This window comes from Bifidobacterium actinocoloniiforme DSM 22766 (assembly GCF_001263395.1).
Classification (GTDB): Bacteria; Actinomycetota; Actinomycetes; order Actinomycetales; family Bifidobacteriaceae; genus Bombiscardovia; species Bombiscardovia actinocoloniiformis.
The window spans coordinates 1,575,459-1,598,755 of the sequence record NZ_CP011786.1; the positions used below are offsets into that span (position 1 = coordinate 1,575,459).

The window sequence follows — 23,297 nt, forward strand, 5'->3', positions numbered from 1 at the left end:
TTGTCCAGCACGTCCCGCCCCTCGCTTAGCCCTTGGCCCGGCTGGCTTGCGCATCTTGCGGCGAAATCGGGTCGATCGAGCTGGGGCCTGGAATGTCCGCATCCTCCAAGAGTCACCCCACAGCTGATTACTGGGCTCTCGCGCGCCCGCACCATGCTGGCGGTTTTGGTCCCTTGCCTTGCGGCTACAGGGTTTTGAATTCCGGGCAGCACGGCGCGCCTGAGGTTGGCGGTTAGGGGCGGTGGGGGCTGGCGCATAGAATCGAGCGTATGGAGATTTCTCAAGCTGAGGCCGTGCTTTTTGATTTGGATGGCGTGCTCGTGCCGACCGTGAAATTGCATCGGCGGGCCTGGAAAGAATTGTTCGACCAAGTGCTGCCGGAGGGGGCAGCGCCTTACACCGAGCAGGATTACTTCGCGTATGTGGACGGCAAGCCGCGCTATGACGGGGTGGCCGGCCTGCTCAAGAGCCGCGACATCCACCTGCCCTGGGGCTCGCGCGACGATAGCCCGGACAAGGAGACCATCTGCGGCCTGGGCAACCGCAAGAACCTGGTTTTCGAGCGCATGCTGGAGCGGGAGGGCATTGAGCCCTACCCCGATACGGTGGACGTTCTTCAGCACCTGCTCGGGGCAGGCAAGCGTCTGGCTGTGGTCTCCAGCTCCCGCAACGCGAACACCGTGCTGAGGGTGGCTGGCATCCGTAACTTCTTCGACCGGGTCGTAGACGGCAATGTGCGCGCCGAGAAAGGGATCAAGGGCAAGCCCGCCCCCGATACCTACGCATTCGCCGCCCAGCTCCTGGAGGAGCGGGTTGAGGATTGCGTCGTGGTCGAGGACGCACTGTCTGGCGTGGCGGCGGGCCGTTCGGGCGGCTTCGGCTTGGTCGTAGGCGTGGACCGGGGGGCTGGCCGGGCGAGGCTTTTGGAGGCGGGCGCCGACCGGGTGGTCAGCGACCTTATCGAGCTGATTGAAAGCGGCGGCCGGCGCTCCGGTTTCCAGGACCGGGAGCGGCTTGACCCCAAGGACTATCCGAACGACCCGTGGGGGTTCGAGGAGCGTCGCCCGCCCCGCCCGGAGAGCGCCACCCTCTTCTCCGTGGCGAACGGCAACATCGGCATTCGTGGGGATAGCGGTGGTTCGCGAGGCTTGGGCAATGGCACATTCCTGAGCGGTTTCCACGACACATACGACATCAAGCACCCGGAGAGCGCTTACGGTTACGCCCGTGTGGGCCAGGTCATCCAAGGCGTGCCAGACGCGGCCGGCTTCGTTCTGCGCGCCGACGGAGCCCCCCTGGTCGAGGCTGAGTCCTACAGCCAGCGGGTGGATTTCCATACGGGCGTGGCCACAATGACCAGGCTTTACCGGCTGGCCGACGGGGCGCGGCTGCGGGTAGCGATGGACCGCATGGCCTGCCTGTTCGACCCGAACCTCGTTGTGACCCGCCTGCGGGTTGAGTCGCCGGACAGGGAGGTCAAGGTCTGCGTTGATGGGCGGATTAATGTGGAGGCGCCCGGCCTGGTGGCCAGCGACGACCCACGCAAGTCCACCCTTATAGGCGGCTGCGGCATTCACGAGGTGGTTGACACCGCCCCCGCCATCTCGCTATCCCCGAACCAACCGGCCGCCACGGATGCTGAGAGCCTGGTCCGCGCAGGCCTGATGCAGGATTCGGGCGCGCCCACGGAGTCCTCCACCTCGGGTTGGGAGAGCCATGTCTTCCGCGCCAACAACTCCCGCCTGACCATGGCCATGGCAATCAGCCAGTGGGTCGATGAGAACGAAGGGGACAAGAACGGTTTCGACGGTGCTTGGCGGCGGCTGCCGGGCCGCATCTGGGAGCTCACGGCTCGTCCTGGCTCGCCAATCTGCCTGGTCCGTTACGTCGCTTACCACTCTTACCCCCTGCACCCCTTGGGCGTGCGCCGGGGTCTGGCGGTCAGCTCGGCGGGCGATGACGCCCACCGGCTCTTGGAGGGGTGCGCGGAAACCCTGTCCCAGGCCGAGCAGTCCGGGCCGGCGGCGCTTTTCGCCCGTCAGAGGGACTGGTTGGATGACTTCTGGGAGCGCGCCGACATCGAGATCGAGGACGGCCATGACCCCGAGAGCGACCGTACGCAGCAGGTGACCCGCTGGGAGCTCTTCCAACTGGCCCAGTCCACGGCGCAAATCACGAACGGTGTGGGCGCCAAGGGCTTAAGCGGCACTGGCTATGACGGCCACTACTTCTGGGATACGGAGATTTACATTCTCCCCTTCCTGATTTACACGGATCCCCAGCGGGCTCGGCTCCTGCTTCACTTCCGCTATCGGATGCTTCCTTCAGCCCGTCGCCGGGCTGCCACGATGGGCTTGAACGGGGCGCTCTTCCCCTGGCGCACCATCAACGGCGAGGAGGGGTCCGCTTACTTCCCAACCGGCACCGCCCAATACCATATAGACGCGGACATCGCCTACGCGGTCACCCAGTACTGCCTGGTTTGCGGTGATGACGACTACTTGGCGGACGAGGGGCTGGACCTCCTGGTGGAGACGGCGCGCATGTGGCTTTCGCTCGGCGGCTTCCAGCCTGACGGACGCTTCCACCTTTACAGCGTGACCGGGCCCGATGAGTACACGGCGATGGTGGACGATGACTTCTACACCAACCAAATGGCCCGGTTCAACCTGCGCTCAGCGTGCATGGCCATCCAAGACCTGGCCCAACGAGACCCGAAGGGCCTGAACCGGGCTAAGGAGCGTCTGGGCTTGGATAAGAACGAATTGGAGCGGTTCGGTGAGGCCGCCGAAGCCATGTTCCTGCCTTACGCGCAAGAGGAGGGGGTCCATGCCCAGGACGCTCAGTTCATGAGCCGTCCCAAGTGGGACTTCGAGCATTGCCCGGCCCGTCCCCTCCTGCTTTACTACCACCCGCTGGCCATCTACGGCCACAAGGTATTGAAGCAGACCGATGTGGTCCTGGCCCTCTACCTGCTTTCCTCCTGGTTCGACCCCGAAGGCAAGCGCGCCGACTTCGACTACTACGACCCGCTCACCACCGGTGATTCCACGCTTTCGGCGGCCTCCCAAGCGATTATCGCTTCGGAGGTGGGGCACCAGGATTTGGCCTTGCGCTACTTCCAGGAGTCCCTGTTCGCCGACGTGATGAACCTGCACGACAACACGATCGACGGCGTCCACCTGGCTGCGGCGGGCGGCGTCTGGTCCACCCTGGTCTGCGGCTTCGGCGGCCTACGGGACACTGGCGGCACCCACATCGAGATCGACCCGCGCCTGCCCAAGGGTTGGAAGTCCCTGACCTACCGGCTCACGATTGGCAACTCCCGCGTCAAGTTCAAGGTCACCTCCCATGGTGTCGAGACCGAGCGCCTGGACGGCCCGTCCCTGACCCTGCGCATATCCGGTCAGGACCGCCAGGTTTGAGGGTTTCCGGCAAGGGCCGCACCCGCTCCTAGACTGGTCGGCATGAGCAAACACCATCGGAAGCGTCAGTGGGCGCCGGCCCCGCAGGAGTTGCCGGACGGGGTGCGGGTGGCGGATGACCACACGCACTTGGCCTCAGTGCCGCCGTTCGCGGCCGAGCTGGACCGGCAGGCGCGGGAGCGTGGGCAGGATCCGGTCCCGGTCTACAGCGTCGATCAGATGATTGACCAGGCTCAAGCGGTGGGCGTCGAAGCCTTTTTGGATGTGGGCTGCGAACTGCTCAATCTGGAACGGGCCGTGCAGCTGTCCGCCGAGCATCCAGGGGTGGTGTACGCTGGTCTGGCCATCCACCCTAACGAGGCCGTATTGCATGGGCACCGGGGTGTCCCCGGGCCTGACGGACTGCCGGTGCACTACCAGACCTGGCATGACATCCCCTACCAGGAGGCGTTCTCCCGAGTTGCTGAGCTGGCCCAAGCCCACCCGCGCGAAGTGGTGGCCATAGGCGAGACCGGCATGGACCTGTACCGTACGGGAGCGGCGGCCGAAGGCATCCAGCGCCAGGCCTTCCGCGACCACATCGCTTTGGCTAAGGAGCTGGGCCTGCCCCTGCAGATTCACGACCGTGACGCCCATTCCCAGGTGATTGAGACCCTGCTGGCCGACGGGGCGCCCGAGCGCACGGTCTTCCACTCTTACTCAGGAGACGCGGCCATGGCCCAGGTGGCCGCAGAGCATGGCTGGTACTTATCGTGTTCAGGCAGCGTCTCATACAAGGGCAATGAGGGCATCCGTCAGTCCCTGTCGGTCGTGGGCCTGGACCACATCATGGTGGAGACGGACGCCCCCTATCTGGCGCCCATGCCCTACCGGGGTCGGGCCAATGCCCCTTACATGATTCCCTATACCTTGAGCGCGATGGCCGATGCACTGGACCTGCCCTTGGAGCAAGTGGCCCAGGCCACGAGGGAGACCACCCGGCGGGTCTACGGCTTCTAAGGGGACGGTTGGCCGGGCTGTGCGCCGTCGAATCTTGGCCGCCGATTGCGTATCTGGGGATAAAAGGTGCTACGGTAGTCGTCGCGTGCGTATGGAGCCATATGGGCCCTATGTGCGCTATAAGCGTTAACATAGAGCATTAAGCAGGCCGTGGGCCGGCCGATGGAGGGCTGCATGTCCAATGATCAGCGCCGCGCGTCCCGAGAAGAGGGCGTCGAGGAAGCGGATGATCCGCCCCGCTTATCCCAGCAGTCTGCTCAGGCGGACGCTCACAGGACGGGCAAAACGGCCCGGGAGCGGCAGCCCCAGCCCGCGCAGCTGACTCAGCAAACTCAGTCGCCGCGGCAAATCCAACAGGATTCCATCCTACTCTCCGAGTCGATTACCAAGGCACCCAAGCTTTCGAAGAAGTCCCGCACCCGCGAGGAGGAGGCCGAGCTCAAGCGTGTCCGGCGCGAGGCCCAGCGCAGAGCCAGGCGCAAGCAGCGCCCCGCCCGTGGCCCCCTAGGCCGCTGGTGGCGCAAGGTGCAGTCCTCGCCCGACAGGGTGACCATAGGCATGGCGGTCGTCGCCCTCGGCGTGGTTTACGGTGATATCGGAACCTCGCCGCTGTACACCCTGCAAACCTTCATCGCCGGCCAGGGCGGCATCCAGAACGTGGACCGGTCCGCGGTGCTGGGCATGCTTTCCTTGGTCTTTTGGTCGCTCACGCTAGTCACCACCGTCAAGTATGTGCTGGTGGCCATGCATGTCGACAACAAGGGCGAGGGCGGCATCTTCGCCCTCTACACCCTGGTGCGCAAGTACGGACGCTGGCTGGCCATTCCGGCCATGCTGGGCGGCGCCGCCTTCCTGGCCGATTCGGTGCTTACCCCGGCCGTGTCGATCTCCTCCGCCGTGGAGGGTTTGAGGACCATACCAGCCCTGACCTCCGTTTTCAAGAGCGCTCCTAACCTGACGATGATAATCACGATGATTATCGTCCTGGTCCTGTTCGCGGTCCAGTCGCGCGGCACTGAGCGCATCGGCCACGTCTTCGGCACCGTGGTCATGGTCTGGTTCGCCTTCCTGGCCCTGATGGGCCTGTACCGCATTCAAGGCGACTGGTCTATTTTCGCGGCCCTGAACCCGGTCTATGGCATTGAATTCATGTTCAGCCCGCACAATCCTGTCGGTCTGGCCATCATGGGCACGGTCTTCCTGTCCACCACCGGCGCCGAGGCCCTCTATTCCGACATGGGTCACGTGGGGCGCGGCAACATTTACGCCACTTGGCCCTTCATCAACATCGCCCTGGTCTTCAACTACTTCGGCCAAGGCGCTTGGATCCTGCGCAATACCGACAACCCGGCCCTGCGCGGGGTCACCGACATGAACCCCTTCTACCAGATGATGCCCACCACGGTGCGTTATCCTGCGGTCATCCTGTCGGTCACGGCCGGCATCATCGCTTCCCAGGCCCTGATCACCGGCGCCTTCACGATGGTCTCCGAGGCCACCGGTCTGAACTGGATGCCCCACCTGCAGGTGCGCTACCCGTCCAGGACCCGCGGTCAGCTCTACATCCCCACGATTAACTGGGTCTTGTGCGCGGCCACGTCGGCTGTGTTGCTGATTTTCAAGGATTCCGAGCACATCTCCGCCGCCTACGGTCTGGCGCTGACGATTACGATGATTTCGACCACCATCCTCTTGATGGTCCACCTGTGGTGCCACGGTCGCAAGGTCTTCGCGGTGGTCTTCGCGGTGGTCTTCCTGACCATTGACCCCCTCTTCTTCCTGGCGTCCATGACCAAGTTCATGCACGGCGGCTGGTTCACCATGCTCCTGACCGCTGCGATTCTATTCGTCATGTACACCTGGATGGAAGGCACCAAGGTCGAGCGTTCCCAGCGGCGGCATATGACGCCCAAGGAGTGCCTGCCGGCCATGGAGATGCTCCACAACGACTTCCGCATCCCCTACTTCGCCGACAACCTGGTCTACCTGACCTCAGACAACGAGATGCGCCGCCTGGACACGGACATCTTCTTCTCGATTTTCGCCGACCACCCCAAGCGGGCGCGCGCCTGGTGGGCCGTCTCGGTGCAGACCACCGACGCCCCCTTCACCCGCGAATACTCGGTCGAGAACTTCGGCACCAACTATCTCTTCCGGGTACGGATGCGCCTGGGCTTCAAGGTGGACCAGAACGTGGCCACCTACCTGCACCAGATCATGCACGAGCTGATCGACTGCGGGGAGCTGCCCCGGCAGACCTCCACCTATCCGAAAGTGGACGAAGACCCGCAGATCGGCACAATCACCTACGTCCTGATTCACAAGGCTTTGATGCCTGAATCCAAAATCACCACTAGGGGAGCGGTTTCGCTCACAGTCAAGTATGCGATCCGTCATATGGCCGGCAACCCCGTCAAGTGGTTCGGTTTGGCCCCCTACAATCCGTTGGTCGAAGTGCAGCCCCTCTTCGTCACCACTCGTTCGGTTCCGCGTCTGAACCGGGTGTCCTTGCCCAAGTCTCATAAAAAAAAGTGGGCCAAGGGGGCGAAGAAGCCAGGGGCCCAGCAGGCCAAGACCGGCGCCGGGCAGGAGGCCACGCAGGCTAAGGCTGGGGCCTCTGCAGCCGCTGCTACGACCGATGCGGTGGATGAGTCCGCGGAAAAGGTGGAGGGCAAAGCCAAGGGCAGGGAGCGTACGTCTGAGCGCAAGGGTAAGGGGGCGAAGCCTTCGACCGCCGACCAAGGCAACTGAGGCGGAACTGCCTGGTCTCTCCTGCTCACAGCTGATCAAGTCCCGGGGACAGCCTTTGCGCCCCGGGACTTGTCGTTTGGATTGGGATAGACTCGGAAGCGATTCGCAAGTGATGAACCGGGTCCGCCCTTGCAGGCGTGCCCCTGGGAAAGGTGTCTTCATATGACTGAAGCTGTAGCGAACATCGGTGTAGTGGGTCTGGCGGCCATGGGGGCCAGCCTGTCCCGTAACCTGGCCCGGCATGGCAACACGGTGGCCGTTTTCAACCGCCACTACTCGCGCGCGCAGACCCTGATGACCGAGCATGGCTCCGAAGGTAAGTTCGTCCCCGCTCAGACCCTGGAGGAGTTCGTGGGTTCCCTGACCCGCCCGCGCACGGCCATCATCATGGTCAAGGCCGGTGAGCCCACCGACGACATGATCAATGCCTTAGCCGATTTGATGGAGCCCGGCGACATCATCGTCGACGCCGGCAACGCTTACTTCAAGGACACCATCCGCCGCGAGCAGGCCATCCGCGCCCGGGGCCTGCACTTCGTGGGCTGCGGGGTCTCCGGTGGCGAGGAGGGGGCCCTGCTGGGTCCCTCGATGATGCCTGGGGGCACCGAGGAATCCTGGAGGACCCTGGGACCGATTTTGAAGTCGATCGCGGCGGTGGCCGAGGGCGAGCCATGCGTGACTCACATCGGCACCGACGGTGCCGGACACTTCGTCAAAATGGTCCACAACGGCATCGAGTACGCCGACATGCAGCTTATCGCCGAGTCCTACGACCTGATGCGTCGGGGGCTGGGCCTGGAGCCCGAGGCCATCGCCCAGGTCTTCGAGGAGTGGAATAAGGGTGATTTGAACTCCTACCTGGTGCAAATCACCGCCGAGGTGCTCCACCATATGGACGCCAAGACCGGTAAGCCCTTCATCGACATCGTCACCGACCAGGCCGGTATGAAGGGCACGGGCACTTGGACGGTGCAGACGGCCCTGGAGCTGGGCGTGCCGGTCACGGGCATTGGCGAGGCTGTCTTCGCTCGCGGGCTTTCCTCTACTCCCGCCTTGCGTCAGGAGGCCGAGGCCAAGGGCCTAGGCGGTCCCCAGGCCGAGGGTGCCTTCGCGGCTTTGGCCGCGGACCCAGAGGAGCGCAGCGCCTTCATCGAGGATATTCGCCAGGCCCTGTACGCCTCGAAGATCGTAGCCTACGCCCAGGGCTTTAACGAGATGGAGGAAGGCGCCAAAGTTTACGGATGGACGCTCGACCTGGGTGCCATCGCCCGCATCTGGCGGGGCGGCTGCATCATCCGCGCCAAGTTCTTGAACCGCATCTCCGACGCTTACGGCTCGGGCGAGCAGTTCGGCTCCCTCCTCTTCGATCCCTTCTTCAAGAAGGCCGTGGAGGGCGCGCAGGACTCCTGGCGGCGCGTGGTGGCTCGGGCGGCCCAGGCTGGTTTGCCTGCCCCGGTATTCTCCAGCTCCCTGGCCTATTATGACGCTTTGCGCTCCCGCCGTCTGCCCGCAGCCCTGATCCAAGGCCAGCGTGACCTCTTCGGCGCCCACACCTACGGGCGCGTGGACGAGCCCGGTGCCTTCCACACCCTGTGGGCTGGCGACAAGTCCGAAATCAAGGCCTGAGCGCCTATCTCAGTTCTAGCTGGGTCGGAGCGATGGTGGGTCAAATCGTTAAGCCCACCAGTCGCGCCGGCTGTGGCTTAGCGCCTGGAGGACTCCCTGACGACGAGTTTGTAATTGGCTGTCATTTGCTGTGGTTCCAGATGGGCCTGTGGCTGGTTTATGCGTTCCATAAGCATGCCGACGCTTTTGGCAGCCAAGTCATCCAAGTCGGTTTGCACGGTGGTGAGTGACGGCAGGGAGAGGCCGCCCTCTTTGATGCCGTCGAATCCTACTAATGCCGCGTCTTGTGGCACGTACACCTGTCGGTCGGCAAGTCCGCGCATGAATCCTAAGGCCAGGGAATCCGTCATGCAGAAGGCCCCATCGAACTGACGCCCGGAGTCTATGAGCTGGTGGGCGATGTTTCGGGCTGTGTCGGGGTCCCAGTGGTCGGCATTGATGAAGGTAGTGTCGTCAAACGCCAGTTCCGCCTCCTGAAAAGCTTGCAGGCAGCCACGCAAGCGTAAGGTCTTTGTAGTATTCGCGTTTGCCGGGTCATTCATGGTCGATAAGCTGGCGCCTATCACTATGATGCGTCTGCATCCGATTGAGATCAGGTGCATTACGGCCGTCCGCGCACCTGCTGTCCCTGCGGTCATCACGCTGTCGAAGGCAGGGTGGAGGGAAGGGTCGTCGAGCAGGACCATCGGCTTTCCGTCTGTCAGCGCCCGCATTTCCTCATTGCTGATGGATCCTGGGCTGAAGATGGTGCCGTCGCATAACTGACTGGTGACTCTTTGCAGGATGGAGATTTCATTTCGTTTTGATATCGAGGTCTGTTGGATGATCGCCTGCATGCCGTATGCGTTGATTTTCCGCGAGAGGGTGGCGCTCATCTGGGAAGGGTAAGGTTTGTCGAGCTCAAAGATGGCGACGCCGATGATGCCGCTTTTGCCTGATCTCAAGCTTCTGGCGGATAGGTTAGCGGTGTAGTTGAGCTTGCGCGCAGCTTCGACGACCTTGTTCCTGGTTGATTCGGCTATTCGGGTGTCGCCGCGCAGGGCATACGAGGCTGTGGCTCTGGAGACCCTGGCCTCCTTGGCCACATCGCTCATCGTTACCATCTGCCCGGCCTTTCCGTCAATGGATCGCCATGAAACCTGGCATTGCCTTGACTCCTGAGGTGATTTACGGCGCTCTGGCTTCCATTCTAGGATGAGGCCGAACCTGAAGCGGGAAAGTGGGAGTCGGATTGTTTGACACGATTCAACTAACGTGGTATATCTTTAGTCAGCAAATTTGAATCGTATCAATAGTGCTGTGATTCGGTTTGTTGCACAGATGTTGCGGTTCGGATACTGATCCAAGGAGGAATCATGAATCTGGCCAAGGTCGTCCGAAGGGTCTTCGCCCTGCTAGGGTCCTGCGTCTTTCTGCTGCCTCTGTCCGCCTGCGGTTCCGCCAATGCCGGTGGCCGTACGACGCTCAGCTTCCTATCGTGGTATAACGAGCAGACCATGAAACCGTTCATTGACGAATTCGAGCGGCGTAATCCTGATATTTCAGTGGATTTCAGTTTCTCACCGCCTACGCCCGAGTACATCCAGACCTTGCAGACGAGGCTGGTGGGCAACCAGGCGCCCGACGTGTTCATCATCACGTCAGAGAACAAGGCCGATTTGATTAAGAACCACTATGTGCGTGACCTGACCGATGAGCCGTTCATGAAGGACATAGACAAGACCAACAAGGACTTCGTCAGCCAAAGCAGCAGGGTTTATGGCATGTCTCTGTCCTCTTGGGCATCCGGCATCGTCTACAACAAGGACCTGCTGGCCAAGGTGGGCGCAAAGGATGTCCCTCAGGATTGGGATGGCTTCCTGGACTTGTGCGCCAGGCTCAAGAATGTTGGAGTGACTCCATACTTGGAGACCATATCCGAGGCACCGAGCCGAATCACCGACGGTTTCCAAGGCTCCCTATACGAAAGCAGGGGTGTGGATGTCGGGCATTTGGTCGATAAAATGCCCCAGACCCCCGGGCAAGACCAAAAAGAGGCTACCGAGGCCTGGCTTAAGCTATACGAGCGAGGCTTGGTCTCCAGAAACGTTGTCGGTATGAGCGCGGATGACATGAAGAGTGAGTTCACCAACGGCAGAGTTGCCATGATTTGCACTGGCCCTTGGGACTTCCCGGCTTTCTCTGAGTCGGGCATCCATTGGGGCCTGGGGGCTATGCCGGTCCTGCGCAAAGGCATGACCAACTACGCGCAGGGCTCGCCGTCTCCTGGTTACGCCATTTACTCCGGTCTGTCCGGCGACAAACTCAAGGCTGCGCAGAAGTTCCTGACATTCTTGTCGAGCAAATGGTCCTTGGAGCAGTTTTCGCGTAACGGCGACGCGATCACCGTCAAAGGTTTCTCGACCCAGGTGATTCCTCAGTATCGCTGGATATACGAGCACAATGTCAGAACAGGCAAGTATTTCCTCGTCACGAATTTCTTCGTCAAGCCAGACGTACTCTCCACCGAACTCAAAGCGGAGACCCAACGTCTGCTCATGGGTTCGGAAGACGTGGATGGCTGGGCCAGGAACGTTGATGCCAAGATGGCGGCAGTGCAGTGATCGCTGTAAACAATCTCAAGAGCGGCCGCGAGACCGATAAGACGAGCGCTAGGGGAGGAAAACGATGAAAGCGGATACTGTCGATTCCCGAAGTCTGGAATCCGCTGTTACGGGTAGGTGGTCTTCGGCGGAGTTGCCAGCCAAGCGAAGGAAGCGCAAGCAGGGATTGAGGGAAAATGCGACATCCTTCTGGTTCCTGCTTCCGATCCTGGCTGTGTTCGTCATCTTGTTCGCTGTACCCATGGTGCAGACGGGCATCTATTCGATGACTGACTTCAATGGTTACAGCGTGGACATGCACTACGTCGGCTGGAGTAACTACCGTAAAGTCTTCTCCGATCCATCAACCATGCAGGGGTTGTCCTTCACTATCACCTATGCGATAGCTCAGACCATACTGGTGACTTGCTTCGCCATTCCTCTGGCGGTCACGCTTAACAAGAAATTCTGGGGGTGCAACTTCGCCCGTTCGGTGTTCTTCTTCTTCAGCGTGCCGGCCCTGGCAATCATGGGTATGGTCTGGAAGTACATCTTCTCGCCTATGGATAGCGGCGTCATCAACTCAATCCTGCATGGTTTCGGAATGGGGCCAATCCCATGGTTGGCGAACACAGGCTTGGCTCGCGCCTGCGTGATTTTCATCTCGGTATGGGCGCAGATTGGTTGGCATGCCACACTCTACCTTGCCTTCCTCCAGTCCATACCAGCCGACATATACGAGCAGGCCACCGTGGATGGAGCCACGCCGCGGCAGAAGTTCTTCCATATCACCTTGCCTCAGTTGGTGCCCGGCATCGTGACTTCCACCTTCCTGCTCATGTCGGGCGGGCTGAAGGTATATGACCTTCCATACACATTGACCAAGGGTGGTCCTGGCTACGCCACCTACACGGTCACCCAGTCAATCATCCAGCAGGGCATCGGGCAATCCCAATACGGCGTGGGATCGGCCCTGGCTGTTATGTTCACCCTGGCCACGGCCCTGTTGGTGTTCCTGCAAATGGCTGTCGCCGAATTGGTTTCCAGGAGGTTCCAATGAGTATGATGACCCGGTCTTCCAATGCTGGCGGTCGTAATCTTACCTTAACGCAACGCGAGCGGCGGCGGTCGGTTGTGCGAAGTGTAGTGGTTCTGGCCATCACTCTAGTGTGCGCGGTGCCCTTGTGGTACATCATCATCAATACCTTCAAGACAATCCCGGATATGTCCGCCAACCCGCTCGGCCTGCCAAAGCAATGGACCTTCGCCAACTATGTGAATGCCTTCGCCACGGTGCCCATCGTGCGCAGCTTGGTTAACACAGCGATCGTCACTGTTGTCGGGGTCTTCTTCCAGGTGATGGTCGGCGCGCTGGCGGCCTATGGCATGATTTTGCACAAGTCTGTCTTCACCACTGTGGTGGGAGCGATGTTAATGGTTGCTTTCGTGATCCCCACCCAATCCACTTTGATTCCTCTGTACCGTATGGAGTCCTCGGTAGGGTTGGTCAACACATTGGCCGGCCTGATCATCATGTATCTAGCGGGTTCCGTGTTCTGCTATTTCCTGATTGTGGGCTACATGCGATCACTGCCCTTCGAAGTGATCGAGGCGGCGCGCATCGACGGCGCCGGTCCTTTCCGGATTTTCCGTAGTATTGTCCTTCCGCTCATCCGGCCTATCATGACGACAGTCGTGGTTTTCCAGACTATGAGTACTTGGAATGACTTCATGACGGCCAACGTGTTCATCAGCAGCTCGGACCTGCGCACCCTTGTCCTTCAGGTGTACAGCGCAGTGGGGCAGTTCTCCACGGATTGGCCCAGCTTCATGACCATCACGGTCCTGGCTTTGATCCCAGTATTCATCTTCTTCGTCCTCTGCCAGAAGTGGATCGTCTCCGGGTTGGTGGCCGGCGCGGTGAAAGGCTGACGTGGGCGCAGGTGCAATGGGCGAAAACGACTAAGGAAGGATGAGCGAGCCGGTGGCGCAGGATATGGAGACAGGGCGGGAACCTCTGGTGGGCACGAACCCATTGGGCAGGTACTGTGCCGACCCTAATCTGGTGGTGTTCGACGGTCGGTGGTTCCTGTACTGCACTGAGGACGGGAACGCCGACTGGTCCTCCACGTCCTTTTACGCGTACAGCTCGCCGGACCTAGTGCACTGGGATCGCCGGAAAATCCTTGACTTGGAGCAGGTTCCCTGGTGGACTGGCCAGACCGGTGGCTGGGCGCCGAGCGTACTGCGCAGGGGACAGGGTGACTATCTGTTCTATTTCGTGGCCGACCGGCAGATTGGCGTAGCGCATGGCAGCAGTCCCAATGGTCCTTTCGTTTCGATCGACCGACCTATCATCGCAGAGGGTGACTATGACTGCTATCCCATAGATCCAGCGGTTTTCATCGATGACGACGGCAGCCGTTACCTGCTCTGGGGGAATTCCCGCGCTTATCTGGCCCGGCTGGCGGATGATGGCATGAGTGTCGAGGAATCGACGGCTGTGAGCTGGGTGCCGGGCGATTTCCGTGAGGCGATTTATATCAACAAGCGTCAAGGCAGGTACTACGCTTCATGGTCGGAAAATGATACCAGGGATCCCCGGTACTGTGTGCGGTACGCGGTCTCGGACAGTCTATTTGGGCCATGGAGCGAGCCTAGGACTCTGCTGGAAAAGTGCGAGAGCCTTGGCATCCTGGCTACCGGTCACCACTCGATCGCCAATATCCCCGGTACTGACGAGTGGGTGATCGCCTACCATCGGTTCGCTATGAATGGCCATGGCGACGGCTGCCACAGGGAGACTGTTTTTGCGCCTCTCGGGTTCAGAAGTGACGGAAGCATACGCCAAGTGAACCCTCAGCCAGGTTCCTACTGGCGGCCCATTGGCCCTGCCTAGGCGGGTCGCTGACCTACTGCTTAGGAGGACCCTGTGGCCGGGGTGATGGGGGCTGATTAGCGCTCGAACGCTTGCTTGACGGCCTTGTACTCACTGTCGGTGATTGGCAGGATTGAGCCGTGGCGTTTTTTCAAGTTCCCCAAGTCGATGCCGTCCGTCAGTTCCCAATCCTGGGGGTCGCGCGAAGCCAGGTCGGCGCTGCGGAAGGCCAGATAACCCTTGCCTTGCGCGAATTGATCGCACATGAGTCCGAAGGGCATGCGCCGCCCTTGGGGGTCGTATATATCGGCTGCGTTGTAGGTGAACAGCTCGGGGCCTTCGAAGTAGTGGCTGGAATAACGGCCGTCGCCCAGAATGTCCGCAAGGCTCCCTACGTAAGACCAAGCTTGGCTGTCGTCGGTACGCTTTGCCTCGTATGCGCTTGCGTAAGGGTTGCGGGTGCGTTCGATGGTGATCTGCGCATCTTTGGAAACCCGATACCACCAACCGTCGGGTCCGAGCATCATGCTGGTGTCGATGACGTCGTTCCCGCGGTCAATCCACTTGGTTGGGGTACTGAAATCATGCAGATCCGGCGAGGTCGCGTAATACATGTTGACGTCCTGGCCCAGTTCGTTGGACAGCGGGTTGCCAGGCTCCTGCCGACCGGCCCTGGTGGCCCAGTAGACAATCCATTGTGCGCGTTCATCGTCCCAACTTGCCTCAGGTGCCCAGGCCATGCCGGCCCCGGGGATGGGCGACGCTACGTCCGTCAAACGCGGATCGGACCAATTCACCAGGTCCGGTGAATCCCAGATGACCAGGCCGGTTGACCCGTTGACGGTGGCCATGCCCTCCTGCCAGCCGCCTCGATAGAAGATGGACTGGTCCGTGGCGAGGATGTGGAAGGCACCGTCTGGTCCTCGGACGATGAAGGGGTCGCGTACGCCCTTTTCTCCGCCGTTCCAGGTGAGCACAGGATCACCCTGGGAGCGCAAATCCTCCCAGTGGCGGCCGTCGCGGCTGAGGGCGAAGTAAATCTGCTCATCGGTTGGTGCTTGCTCGTCCCCCGTGAAATGGGCGAACAGGTAGGCGTTCGTCTCTGTGAGCTGGTTGATCGTCATCGTCTGCGGCGGCCTTTCGCGTATCTGGGTTTGCCAACCTTCACTGGCTAGGACTTACCATCGCTGTTATTATAGCGGGAAGCCACAACCTTATGCCTGCGCGCATGGTTGCCGATTGGCGTGCGTCTACTCCTTGGCGATAGGGTGGCCACCGAACTGCTCTCGCAGGGCGGAGACCACTTTCATGGTGATCGGATCGGAGATCTTAGAACCCTGGCGGGCGTAGAGGGAGGCGGTGGTGACGGGCACTGGCACGCCCAGCTTGAGCGCGTCCTGGATCATCCACTTGGCTTCGCCTGATTCGTCCGCCTTGCCGGCGATGTGCTCCAGGCCCGGGTCTTCCTGCAGGGCCTTGACCATCAGGTCAAGCAGCCAGGATTTGATGACCGAGCCCTCCCGCCATGAGGCAGCCACCTGATCGGGGTTCTTGACTAGAGGCGAGGCCTGCATGATCGCATACCCCTCCGCCAGCGCCTGCATCATGCCGTATTCGATGCCGTTGTGCACCATCTTGGCGTAGTGCCCCGCGCCGATGCCTCCGGCGTGCACCAGTCCGTTCTCGCCTTCGGGTTTGAGGGCTTCCAGGATGGGCAGGATGCGCTCAAAGTCTTCGTCGGAACCGCCGGCCATCAGAGCGTAACCCCTCTCTTTGCCCCAGATGCCGTTGGAAGTGCCCACGTCCACCAGGCCGATTCCGCGTTCGGACAGGAGCTTGGCGTGTTCCATGTCCTGGGTGAAGTGGGTGTTGCCTCCGTCAATCACCAGGTCGCCGGGCTCTAACAGGTCGTACAGGCAGCCGATGGTCTCTTCGGTGGGCTTGCCGGCGGGCACCATCACCCAAATCGCCCTTGGCGCTTGCAGCGCGCCGACCAGGGCCTCCAAGGAGTCCACGTCTCGACCGGAGTCCGGGTCCAGGTCGTAGCCCACCACCTGGTGGCCCGCGCCCTTAATCCGTTCCGCCATGTTGAGGCCCATCCGGCCTAGTCCAATCATTCCGATTTGCATTGTCGTCTTCCTTTCGTGTTGTTCGTTGATTTGCGTTAACGGTGGTCGCTGTCCGGTCTGCCGTGCCCTTTCCCGTTCGACTTCCTCGGTGTGCGTTGATGCCGCGCACTTGAGCCCCAGCGTGTCGATGACCTCCTCTGCCTCAATCTGAGGCGAGGGGTTCAGGTTGACATCGATGGTTAGGTGAATTTCATCTGTTCCTAGGGGCTCCAGCGTGTCGAACTGGGACTTGAGCATGGCGGGTTTCATGAAGTGCCCATGCCGCCTGGATAGCCGATCCATAATCAAGTCGTAGTCGCCGCTCAGGTGGATGAAGATGACCCCAGGCATGCGCAGTTTATCGCGGTACTCGCGTTTGAGCGCTGAGCAGGTGACAGTGCCAGGTCGGCCCTGGCGGATGTGATCGGCTATCCAGGTGTGGATGCGCTCCAACCAGGGCCAGCGGTCCGTGTCATCCAGAGGTATGCCGCGCGCCATCTTCTCGATATTGGCGGCGGGGTGGAAGTCGTCGGCTTCGGCCATATCCCAGCCGAGCTTACGGCTCAGCTGCTCGTTCAGCGTGGTTTTGCCGCAGCCTGAAACCCCCATAATCACCAGGATAGGGTTCTTGCCGTCCAGGTATCCGTTTGGGACAGTGTTCTGCATGGCTTCAGGGACTGGTGACGATGCTGTGGGCTGCGGTTCGATTTGGCTTGTGTCTGCCATATGGATTCCCTTTCTGCAAGCTTAGGATGGGTCGCTCTGTGCTGTATGATCCCGGCTTCATGCAGTTAGTGGCACGAAGATGCTCAGCAGCATGACCAATGCCAGCACCACAACGGAGAGCAGGCACTCCAGCACGGACCAGGATTTGAGCGTCTCGCCCACGCTTAGGCTGAAGTACTCTTTGATGAGCCAGAAGCCGGCGTCGTTCAGGTGGGAGAGGAAGATGGATCCGGCGCCTATGGCCAGCACCAGCAGTGTGACTGCGGAGGGGCTGGCGTTCATCATGGCCATGGCGTTGCTGAGGATTCCCGCCGTGGTCAGGATGGAGACAGTGGCCGAGCCGGTAGCGATACGTACGAAGGCCGCAATCAGCCAACCGAGCAGGAAGATGGATACATGCGACGATTCCACGAAGTTGCCGATGATCTGGCCGATGCCGGTCGAGACCAGCACACCTTTGAATCCTCCGCCGCCTCCCACAATCAGTAGGATGCCTGCTACTGGGGGCAAGGCAGCGCCGAGTGAGTCGTTGACCGTCTTCCAGGGGATGCCAGATGCGGCTTTGAGGCTGAGCATGGCAAAGATGAGCGAGATGGCCAGTGCCATAATCGGGTTGCCTACAAAATTGATAACCTGGCCGAAACCGCTGGTCGAGCTGCTGAAGCCGGGACTGGCAATCTCAAAAATCGAGGTCAGCAGCATGAGGGCCGCGGGCAGGAGAATGCAGCACAGAGAGAGTCCGAAGGGAGGCAGTTTCGCTTCCTGCTCCACGGCTTTATCGCTGCGCGTTACGAAGTCAGCAGGAGCCTGGACCGGCACCCACTTTGCGGCGATTTTAGAAAACAGCGGTCCGACAATCAGCAGGGTGACTATGGCGATAGGGATGCCGAACATCATGGTCAGTCCAATGTTGCCGCCTGTTTTGAACTGGCTCAGCGCCGCGAGGGGGCCGGGGTGGGGAGGCACGCATGCATGCATAATGGACAAACCCGCTAGGGTGGGGATGGCTACGCGCATAAGGGGCAGTTTGGTGCGCCGCGCCACCAGGATGATGACGGGCACGAGCACGACCAGGCCGACCTCAAAGAACATGGGCAGTCCGATGAGGGCGCCGATCAGGGCCATGATCCAGGGGATGGAAGCATCCGAGGCTTTAGAAACCAAGGAGTTGACCACTTGGTCAGTGGCTCCGGTATCCATGAGCACGCGCCCAATCATGGCCCCCAGGCCAATAAGGATGCCCACGCTGCCCATCGTCTTGCCGAATTCGCTGCTGAAACTGGTGATTGTGGCGACCGGTCCGTAGCCGGAACCGATGCCGACCACCAGTGCTGCTGCCAGCAGGGAGATGAAGGGGTGGAGTTTGGTGACGGTCACCAGCAGGATGAGCACGATGAGGCTCAATACGAGGCTAACTCCCAGTCTGGTTGTGGAAAGTTGGGGCGTTCCAGCTGCCAGAGTCATGGCTGCGCCCCTACTCGCCGCCGCTGCAAGTCGGTACATGCGTTCCTCTTCTCTGAGGATTAGGCTGTCGGTCTCGGTCGGGGGCGAGACGAACTGCTCCGAAAAGAGCGGAACTCTGCCGTTGTCGGGCCGGCAAGCACTAATGTTTACGGACAATATTATTTCTGCATACAATAATGTATGCCATATTTATTAAATGTAATACTAAATAATGGATTCTGGCAAGTCCGAGTTTGGCCTGCACCGGAATGGCGAAACCGGGAGGGTCGCGGAACAGGACGCTTGCTAGGCTGAATGTATGAATGCAGCATCAGAGATTGTTGACACGCCAAGGCGTACCCTCCATGATCGGCTTTTGAATGAATGGGGGCAGGCAATCGTCAGTGGTGCTGTGAAGCCCGGAGAGCACTTGCCTGATCCGGAGGGCGGCGAAGGACAGCCTTCGCGCACGGTGACGCGGGAAGTGGTCCGTGTACTGGAGTCGATGGGATTAGTTGACGTCAGGCGCAAGGCGGGGGTGCGGGTCTGCGCCGAGGAGCACTGGAACATATTCGACCCGCAAGTGATTGACTGGCGGTTGCAAGGGTCGCGGCGGGTCCAAGCCCTCCACGAGCTCTCCCAACTGAGGGCTGGCGTAGAGCCTCTGGCAGCCCGGTTGGCGGCGGGACAAGAGCGGCCGGATGATTGGGCGCAGCTTACCCGGGCGGCCATCGACATGACCGCATACAGCCAGCATGCTGCGGGACCGCAGTACTTGGAAGCCGATGAGCGCTTTCACCGGGCGCTTCTGAAGGCGTCCGGCAACGCCATGTTTGCAGCCCTGGGAGATGTGATAGCTTCGGTGCTGCATGGGCGGACTAAGTTGGAGCTGATGCCGCAGCGGGCCGATGCTGTGGCACTGCGTCTGCACACCGATGCCGCGGCTTATATACGCGCGGGCGATGCGGACGCTGCCGAATGGGCTCTGCGGCAGATAGTGGACGAATCGGATAGCGCCATAGAGCGTTCCTCGCAGTTGTGGAGAGCGGGCAATCAGTAAGGTTTGGAGGGTTGGTTCTGGGCGGTGACTTGATTACTCAGGCGATTTCGTGGCTTGGCGAATTGAGCTCGGCGGCGGCATCGTGGTCCAGAAGCCACAGGGTCTCCTGGCGGCCCTCACCGTAGGAAGAGGGAACGTGTGGGTCGTTGCGGCCTGAGAGCGCGCTCTTGACCCCTTGCGCCTTCTCCGCTGTAGAGGCGAAGAACCAGACCTTGCGGCTGCGGCGGATGCAGGGCACGGTCAGGCTCAGACGCATGGACGGCGGCTTGGGGGAGTGGTTGACCCCCACTACGTTCACGGTCTCGTCGGTGATTTCGGCTTCGCCATGGTCAGGGAAGAGCGATGCGAAATGTCCATCCGGCCCCACCCCGAAGACCGCAAGGTCGAAGTGGGGCTCGTCGCCCAGGTCATAGGCCAGCTCGCGCTCATACTCGCTGGCGCCGGCGCGCAGTGCTTCCTCATTGTCCTCATCGCTGGCGCCGGCCACCTGCTCGGGGGCGCGCCGGTCCACTGGCATCTCGTGCACGTTCGACTTGGGCAGCAGCCCCTGCTCGATCAGCCGACCGTACCAAGCCCGACGCGCCTGACCGGCGTTGCGGTCCACGTCCCCGAACGGCACGAAACGCTCATCGCTCCACCATAGGTGTACCCGGGCCCAGTCCACGGTCTCGCTCAAGGGGCTGTCGGACATGGAGGCGTAGATGTCGTTGGCATCCCGGCCTCCTGTCAGGGCCAGGTCCACCCTGGGCTGGCGGGCCAGGCGGTCGCCGAGTTCCAGCAGTATGCGGGCCGCAGTGGCCTCGATCAGCAGTCGCTCGCTTGGGTAGGTGATTGTTATGCGTTCCGACACGTGCTCTCCTTACATCACTACTTGCATATCCACGGGGGCGGCGCGCTGGTCCCTCCTGGCCGGGCTCAGCGGTGGTCCACCAAGCCCCAACCTGTGCTCACTACCTCAGCGTAGACCTCATCCGGGTCCAAGCGGCCCAGCTCCTCACCCAGGCAGTCCACGGTCGTGCGCAAGGGCAGGGAGACGGTCTGATCAGCCTGGCCTGGCTGCCTGATGACAGCGTGGTCGCTCTTGAAGCGTTCCATGCTCAGTTGTCCGTCCTCGCGTTCGAAGTAGACGCCGGTGATGGCCTGGGCGGCGGGGTCGCGATCCACGCTGACCGGTACGCCAAGCTTCAGCGCCAGCCAGGAGGCCAGCAGCTCCAAGGGCAGGTAGTTGGTCTGGCCGCTGACTCTCACGGATTGGACCGGCAGGTGCGGCGGCTGGTCCAGCATCGAAGCCAGCATGGCCCGCCAGATGGTGATGCGTGTCCAGGAGAGGTCGATGTCGTCCGGCTGGCAGTGTTCGCGCAGCTGCTCGAAGGCGGCTGGAGGGTCGCTTGCGTTCTGGGCGTCGGTGATCCGGCTGGATGACTTGGAGCCCACGGGGTCATCCGAGGGGTTGCTTGGCGCCTGGTTGGGCCACCAGGTGACAATCGGCACGTCCGGCACCAGCAGGGGAATCACCAGGGCGTCCAGATGCTTCAGCAATCCGTCGACCGGGGCGAGCACGATGACTTCGCCTGCGCCGGCATCCGCGCCGAAGCGAATCTGTGCGTCCAGGGTCCGCTCCTGCTGGTCCGCAGGCGGCACGCTTGTGAAGCAGTCATGGTCGGGTCCGGGGTCGGGCGTCCAGGCGGACCCTTCGCCCTTGCCGTCGGTCACAATCGCGATCACCCGGCAGGGGTGTTCCCGGCTGGCCGCGTTCACCGCCTCCAAGGCCTGCTCCAGGTCAGCCTGGCAGGTGGAGATGATCAGTGTGAGCACGCGGTCCATGCCCGCCTCGCCACGCTCCACATGCATCTCATCAATCTCGTGGGCGATGGCCGCTGTGGTGGTGTTCGGCATTGCTACAATCATGGCATCCTCCAATGGTGTCCGTCGGCGGCCAGCATGCGGTCCGCCTGGGCTGGCCCCCAGGTGCCCGCGCGGTAAGGTTCAGGTTGGCCCAGCCCCGCCCAGTACTCTTCGATTGGATCCAGGATTTTCCAGGACAGGTCCACTTCACCGCTGGTGGGGAAGAGGGGAGGGTCGCCTAGGAGCACATCCAGGATCAGGCGCTCGTAGGCCTCGGGCGAGGCTTCGGTGAAGGAACGCCCATAGGAGAAGTCCATGTTCACATCGCGCACTTCCATGGCCGAGCCTGGCGTCTTGGCGCCGAATCGTAAGGTCACGCCTTCATCGGGCTGCACGCGAATCACTACGGCGTTAGCGCCCAGCTCGCGGGTGGCTGTGGCGTCGAAAGGCAGGTGGGGGGCGCGTTTAAAGACCACGGCGATCTCGGAGACGCGCTTGCCCAGGCGTTTGCCGGTGCGCAGGTAGAAGGGCACGCCCGCCCAACGGCGGGTGTCCACATCCAGGCGGATGGCTGCATAAGTCTCGGTCGTGGACTTGGGGTCGATGCCCTGCTCCTCCAGGTAGCCCACCACCGGCTGCGAACCCTGCCAGCCGGCGGAGTACTGGCCACGGGCGGTGTGCGCGCCCAGGTCCTTGGGCAGGCGGACGGCGGAGAGCACCTTGGTCTTCTCAGCAGTCAGGTCGGACGCGGCGAAGGAGACCGGCTCCTCCATGGCGGTCAGGGCCATCAGCTGGAGCAGGTGGTTCTGAATCACGTCGCGGGCCGCCCCAATTCCGTCGTAGTAGCCGGCGCGGCCGCCGATACCCATGTCTTCCGCCATGGTGATTTGCACGTGCGAGACGTAGTTGGCGTTCCAGACCGGCTCGAACATCATGTTGGCGAAGCGTAGGGCCAGGATGTTCTGCACGGTCTCCTTACCCAGGTAGTGGTCGATGCGGAAGACCGAATCCGGTTCGAACACCTCGCCGACCACCCGGTCCAGCTCCTTGGCGGAGGCCAGGTCGTGGCCAAAGGGCTTCTCTATGATGACCCGCTTCCAGGCGCCCGGGTCTGAGTGCGCCAGACCGGATGACGCCAGCTGCTCGGACACCACCGGGAAGGCCTTGGGCGGGATGGACATGTAGAAGGCGTGATTGCCGCGCGTGCCCCGGTCCCGGTCCAGTTCGGAGACGGTCTGGGAGAGTTTGCGGAAGGCTTCGGCATCGTCGAAGTTGCCTTTGACGAAACGCATGCCTTCCTTCAAGTGCCTCCAGGTGGCCTCGTTGAAGGGGGTGCGTGAGTGGGCGCGCACATTCTCCTCGGCGAAGGCGGCGAACTCATCGGTCGTCCAGTCGCGTCGGCCGAAGCCAATCAGGCCAAAGGATGCGGGCAGCAGGCCGCGGTTGGCCAGGTCGTAGACGGCCGGAAGCAGCTTCTTCTTCGACAAATCGCCGGTCACGCCGAAGATGACCAGAGAGCTTGGGCCGGCAATGCGCGGCATGCGAAGGTCGCGTGCGTCCATCAGCGGGTTTTCCCAAGGCTTGTGCCCGCCTGGCTCGGTTTCACCGGATGCGGCTTGTGAACTTGCCATGCACCTCACACTCCTCAAATAGGTGTCACTTCCAAATTCTAGGGCAGTAACAGTCCATCACGCGCTGGGCAAACCCTGACGGGATCATCATGTACTACACGGATGATCAGAACAGTCCATCACGCGCTGGGCAAACCCCAACGAGCGATTTCTTGTGTGTTCCCACCCACATTCGAACGCATCGCCTTGGCGGAATGTCCCTGCATGCACGGCTCGCACGGCC

Annotated in this window: 16 protein-coding genes and 1 pseudogene; 9 read left to right on the forward strand and 8 right to left on the reverse strand. The window is 61.5% G+C overall.

Features of this window, described 5'->3' with window-relative positions:
- Positions 1-269 precede the first annotated feature (269 nt).
- The 4 genes from AB656_RS06435 (at position 270) to gndA (ending at position 8,801) form a co-directional block, all read left to right on the forward strand.
- Positions 270-3,425, forward strand: a complete 3,156-nt coding sequence (locus tag AB656_RS06435; protein WP_051905468.1) for an HAD-IA family hydrolase — start codon at positions 270-272, stop codon at positions 3,423-3,425.
- A gap of 42 nt (positions 3,426-3,467) precedes the next feature.
- Positions 3,468-4,424, forward strand: a complete 957-nt coding sequence (locus AB656_RS06440) for a TatD family hydrolase (protein WP_033504191.1) — start codon at positions 3,468-3,470, stop codon at positions 4,422-4,424.
- A 174-nt stretch (positions 4,425-4,598) separates the two neighbouring features.
- On the forward strand, positions 4,599-7,175 hold the full coding sequence (locus AB656_RS06445; protein ID WP_081924982.1) for a KUP/HAK/KT family potassium transporter: 2,577 nt from the start codon (positions 4,599-4,601) through the stop codon (positions 7,173-7,175).
- 162 nt (positions 7,176-7,337) lie between these two features.
- Positions 7,338-8,801, forward strand: a complete 1,464-nt coding sequence (gene gndA, locus AB656_RS06450) for an NADP-dependent phosphogluconate dehydrogenase (protein ID WP_033504189.1) — start codon at positions 7,338-7,340, stop codon at positions 8,799-8,801.
- Positions 8,802-8,878: 77 nt separating this feature from the next.
- Here the strand turns inward: gndA and AB656_RS06455 are convergent, their stop codons facing one another.
- A complete protein-coding gene (locus tag AB656_RS06455; protein WP_033504188.1) occupies positions 8,879-9,904 on the reverse strand; it encodes a LacI family DNA-binding transcriptional regulator in 1,026 nt (341 codons plus the stop codon).
- 252 nt (positions 9,905-10,156) lie between these two features.
- On the opposite strand from AB656_RS06455, the gene AB656_RS06460 reads away from it, so the two are divergent.
- The 4 genes from AB656_RS06460 (at position 10,157) to AB656_RS06475 (ending at position 14,282) form a co-directional block, all read left to right on the forward strand.
- Entirely contained in the window at positions 10,157-11,404 is a 1,248-nt protein-coding gene (locus AB656_RS06460; RefSeq protein ID WP_033504186.1) for an ABC transporter substrate-binding protein, read from the forward strand.
- A 64-nt stretch (positions 11,405-11,468) separates the two neighbouring features.
- Positions 11,469-12,443 carry a carbohydrate ABC transporter permease gene (locus tag AB656_RS06465; RefSeq protein WP_081924983.1) on the forward strand — a complete coding sequence of 325 codons (975 nt, stop codon included), beginning with the start codon at positions 11,469-11,471 and terminating at the stop codon, positions 12,441-12,443.
- Positions 12,440-13,315, forward strand: a complete 876-nt coding sequence (locus AB656_RS06470) for a carbohydrate ABC transporter permease (RefSeq protein WP_144418957.1) — start codon at positions 12,440-12,442, stop codon at positions 13,313-13,315. Before AB656_RS06465 ends, AB656_RS06470 begins: the two co-directional genes overlap by 4 nt.
- Before the next feature lie 40 nt (positions 13,316-13,355).
- Entirely contained in the window at positions 13,356-14,282 is a 927-nt protein-coding gene (locus AB656_RS06475; RefSeq protein WP_081924984.1) for a family 43 glycosylhydrolase, read from the forward strand.
- A gap of 56 nt (positions 14,283-14,338) precedes the next feature.
- Here AB656_RS06475 and AB656_RS06480 read toward each other — a convergent pair whose 3' ends face one another.
- The 4 genes and pseudogenes from AB656_RS06480 to AB656_RS06490 all read right to left on the reverse strand — a co-directional run bounded on the left by AB656_RS06480 (position 14,339) and on the right by AB656_RS06490 (position 18,598).
- Positions 14,339-15,385 (reverse strand): alpha-arabinofuranosidase, encoded by a 1,047-nt coding sequence (locus AB656_RS06480; RefSeq protein WP_033504184.1) that lies wholly within the window; start codon positions 15,383-15,385, stop codon positions 14,339-14,341.
- A gap of 126 nt (positions 15,386-15,511) precedes the next feature.
- Positions 15,512-16,567 carry a phosphogluconate dehydrogenase (NAD(+)-dependent, decarboxylating) gene (gnd, locus tag AB656_RS07715; protein WP_330218335.1) on the reverse strand — a complete coding sequence of 352 codons (1,056 nt, stop codon included), beginning with the start codon at positions 16,565-16,567 and terminating at the stop codon, positions 15,512-15,514.
- Positions 16,541-17,095: pseudogene (locus AB656_RS08155) on the reverse strand (gluconokinase); the annotation flags it as partial. The gene gnd and the pseudogene AB656_RS08155, both read right to left, overlap by 27 nt.
- Before the next feature lie 57 nt (positions 17,096-17,152).
- Positions 17,153-18,598 (reverse strand): GntP family permease, encoded by a 1,446-nt coding sequence (locus AB656_RS06490; RefSeq protein ID WP_201777321.1) that lies wholly within the window; start codon positions 18,596-18,598, stop codon positions 17,153-17,155.
- 259 nt (positions 18,599-18,857) lie between these two features.
- On the opposite strand from AB656_RS06490, the gene AB656_RS06495 reads away from it, so the two are divergent.
- On the forward strand, positions 18,858-19,598 hold the full coding sequence (locus tag AB656_RS06495) for a FadR/GntR family transcriptional regulator (protein WP_051905470.1): 741 nt from the start codon (positions 18,858-18,860) through the stop codon (positions 19,596-19,598).
- Between the two features lie 37 nt (positions 19,599-19,635).
- Here the strand turns inward: AB656_RS06495 and pgl are convergent, their stop codons facing one another.
- The 3 genes from pgl to zwf all read right to left on the reverse strand — a co-directional run bounded on the left by pgl (position 19,636) and on the right by zwf (position 23,074).
- On the reverse strand, positions 19,636-20,448 hold the full coding sequence (pgl, locus tag AB656_RS06500) for a 6-phosphogluconolactonase (RefSeq protein ID WP_033504182.1): 813 nt from the start codon (positions 20,446-20,448) through the stop codon (positions 19,636-19,638).
- Positions 20,449-20,513: 65 nt separating this feature from the next.
- Entirely contained in the window at positions 20,514-21,506 is a 993-nt protein-coding gene (locus AB656_RS06505; RefSeq protein WP_033504181.1) for a glucose-6-phosphate dehydrogenase assembly protein OpcA, read from the reverse strand.
- Positions 21,503-23,074, reverse strand: a complete 1,572-nt coding sequence (zwf, locus tag AB656_RS06510) for a glucose-6-phosphate dehydrogenase (protein ID WP_033504180.1) — start codon at positions 23,072-23,074, stop codon at positions 21,503-21,505. The genes AB656_RS06505 and zwf overlap by 4 nt, the downstream gene beginning before the upstream one ends.
- Between the last annotated feature and the right edge of the window lie 223 nt (positions 23,075-23,297).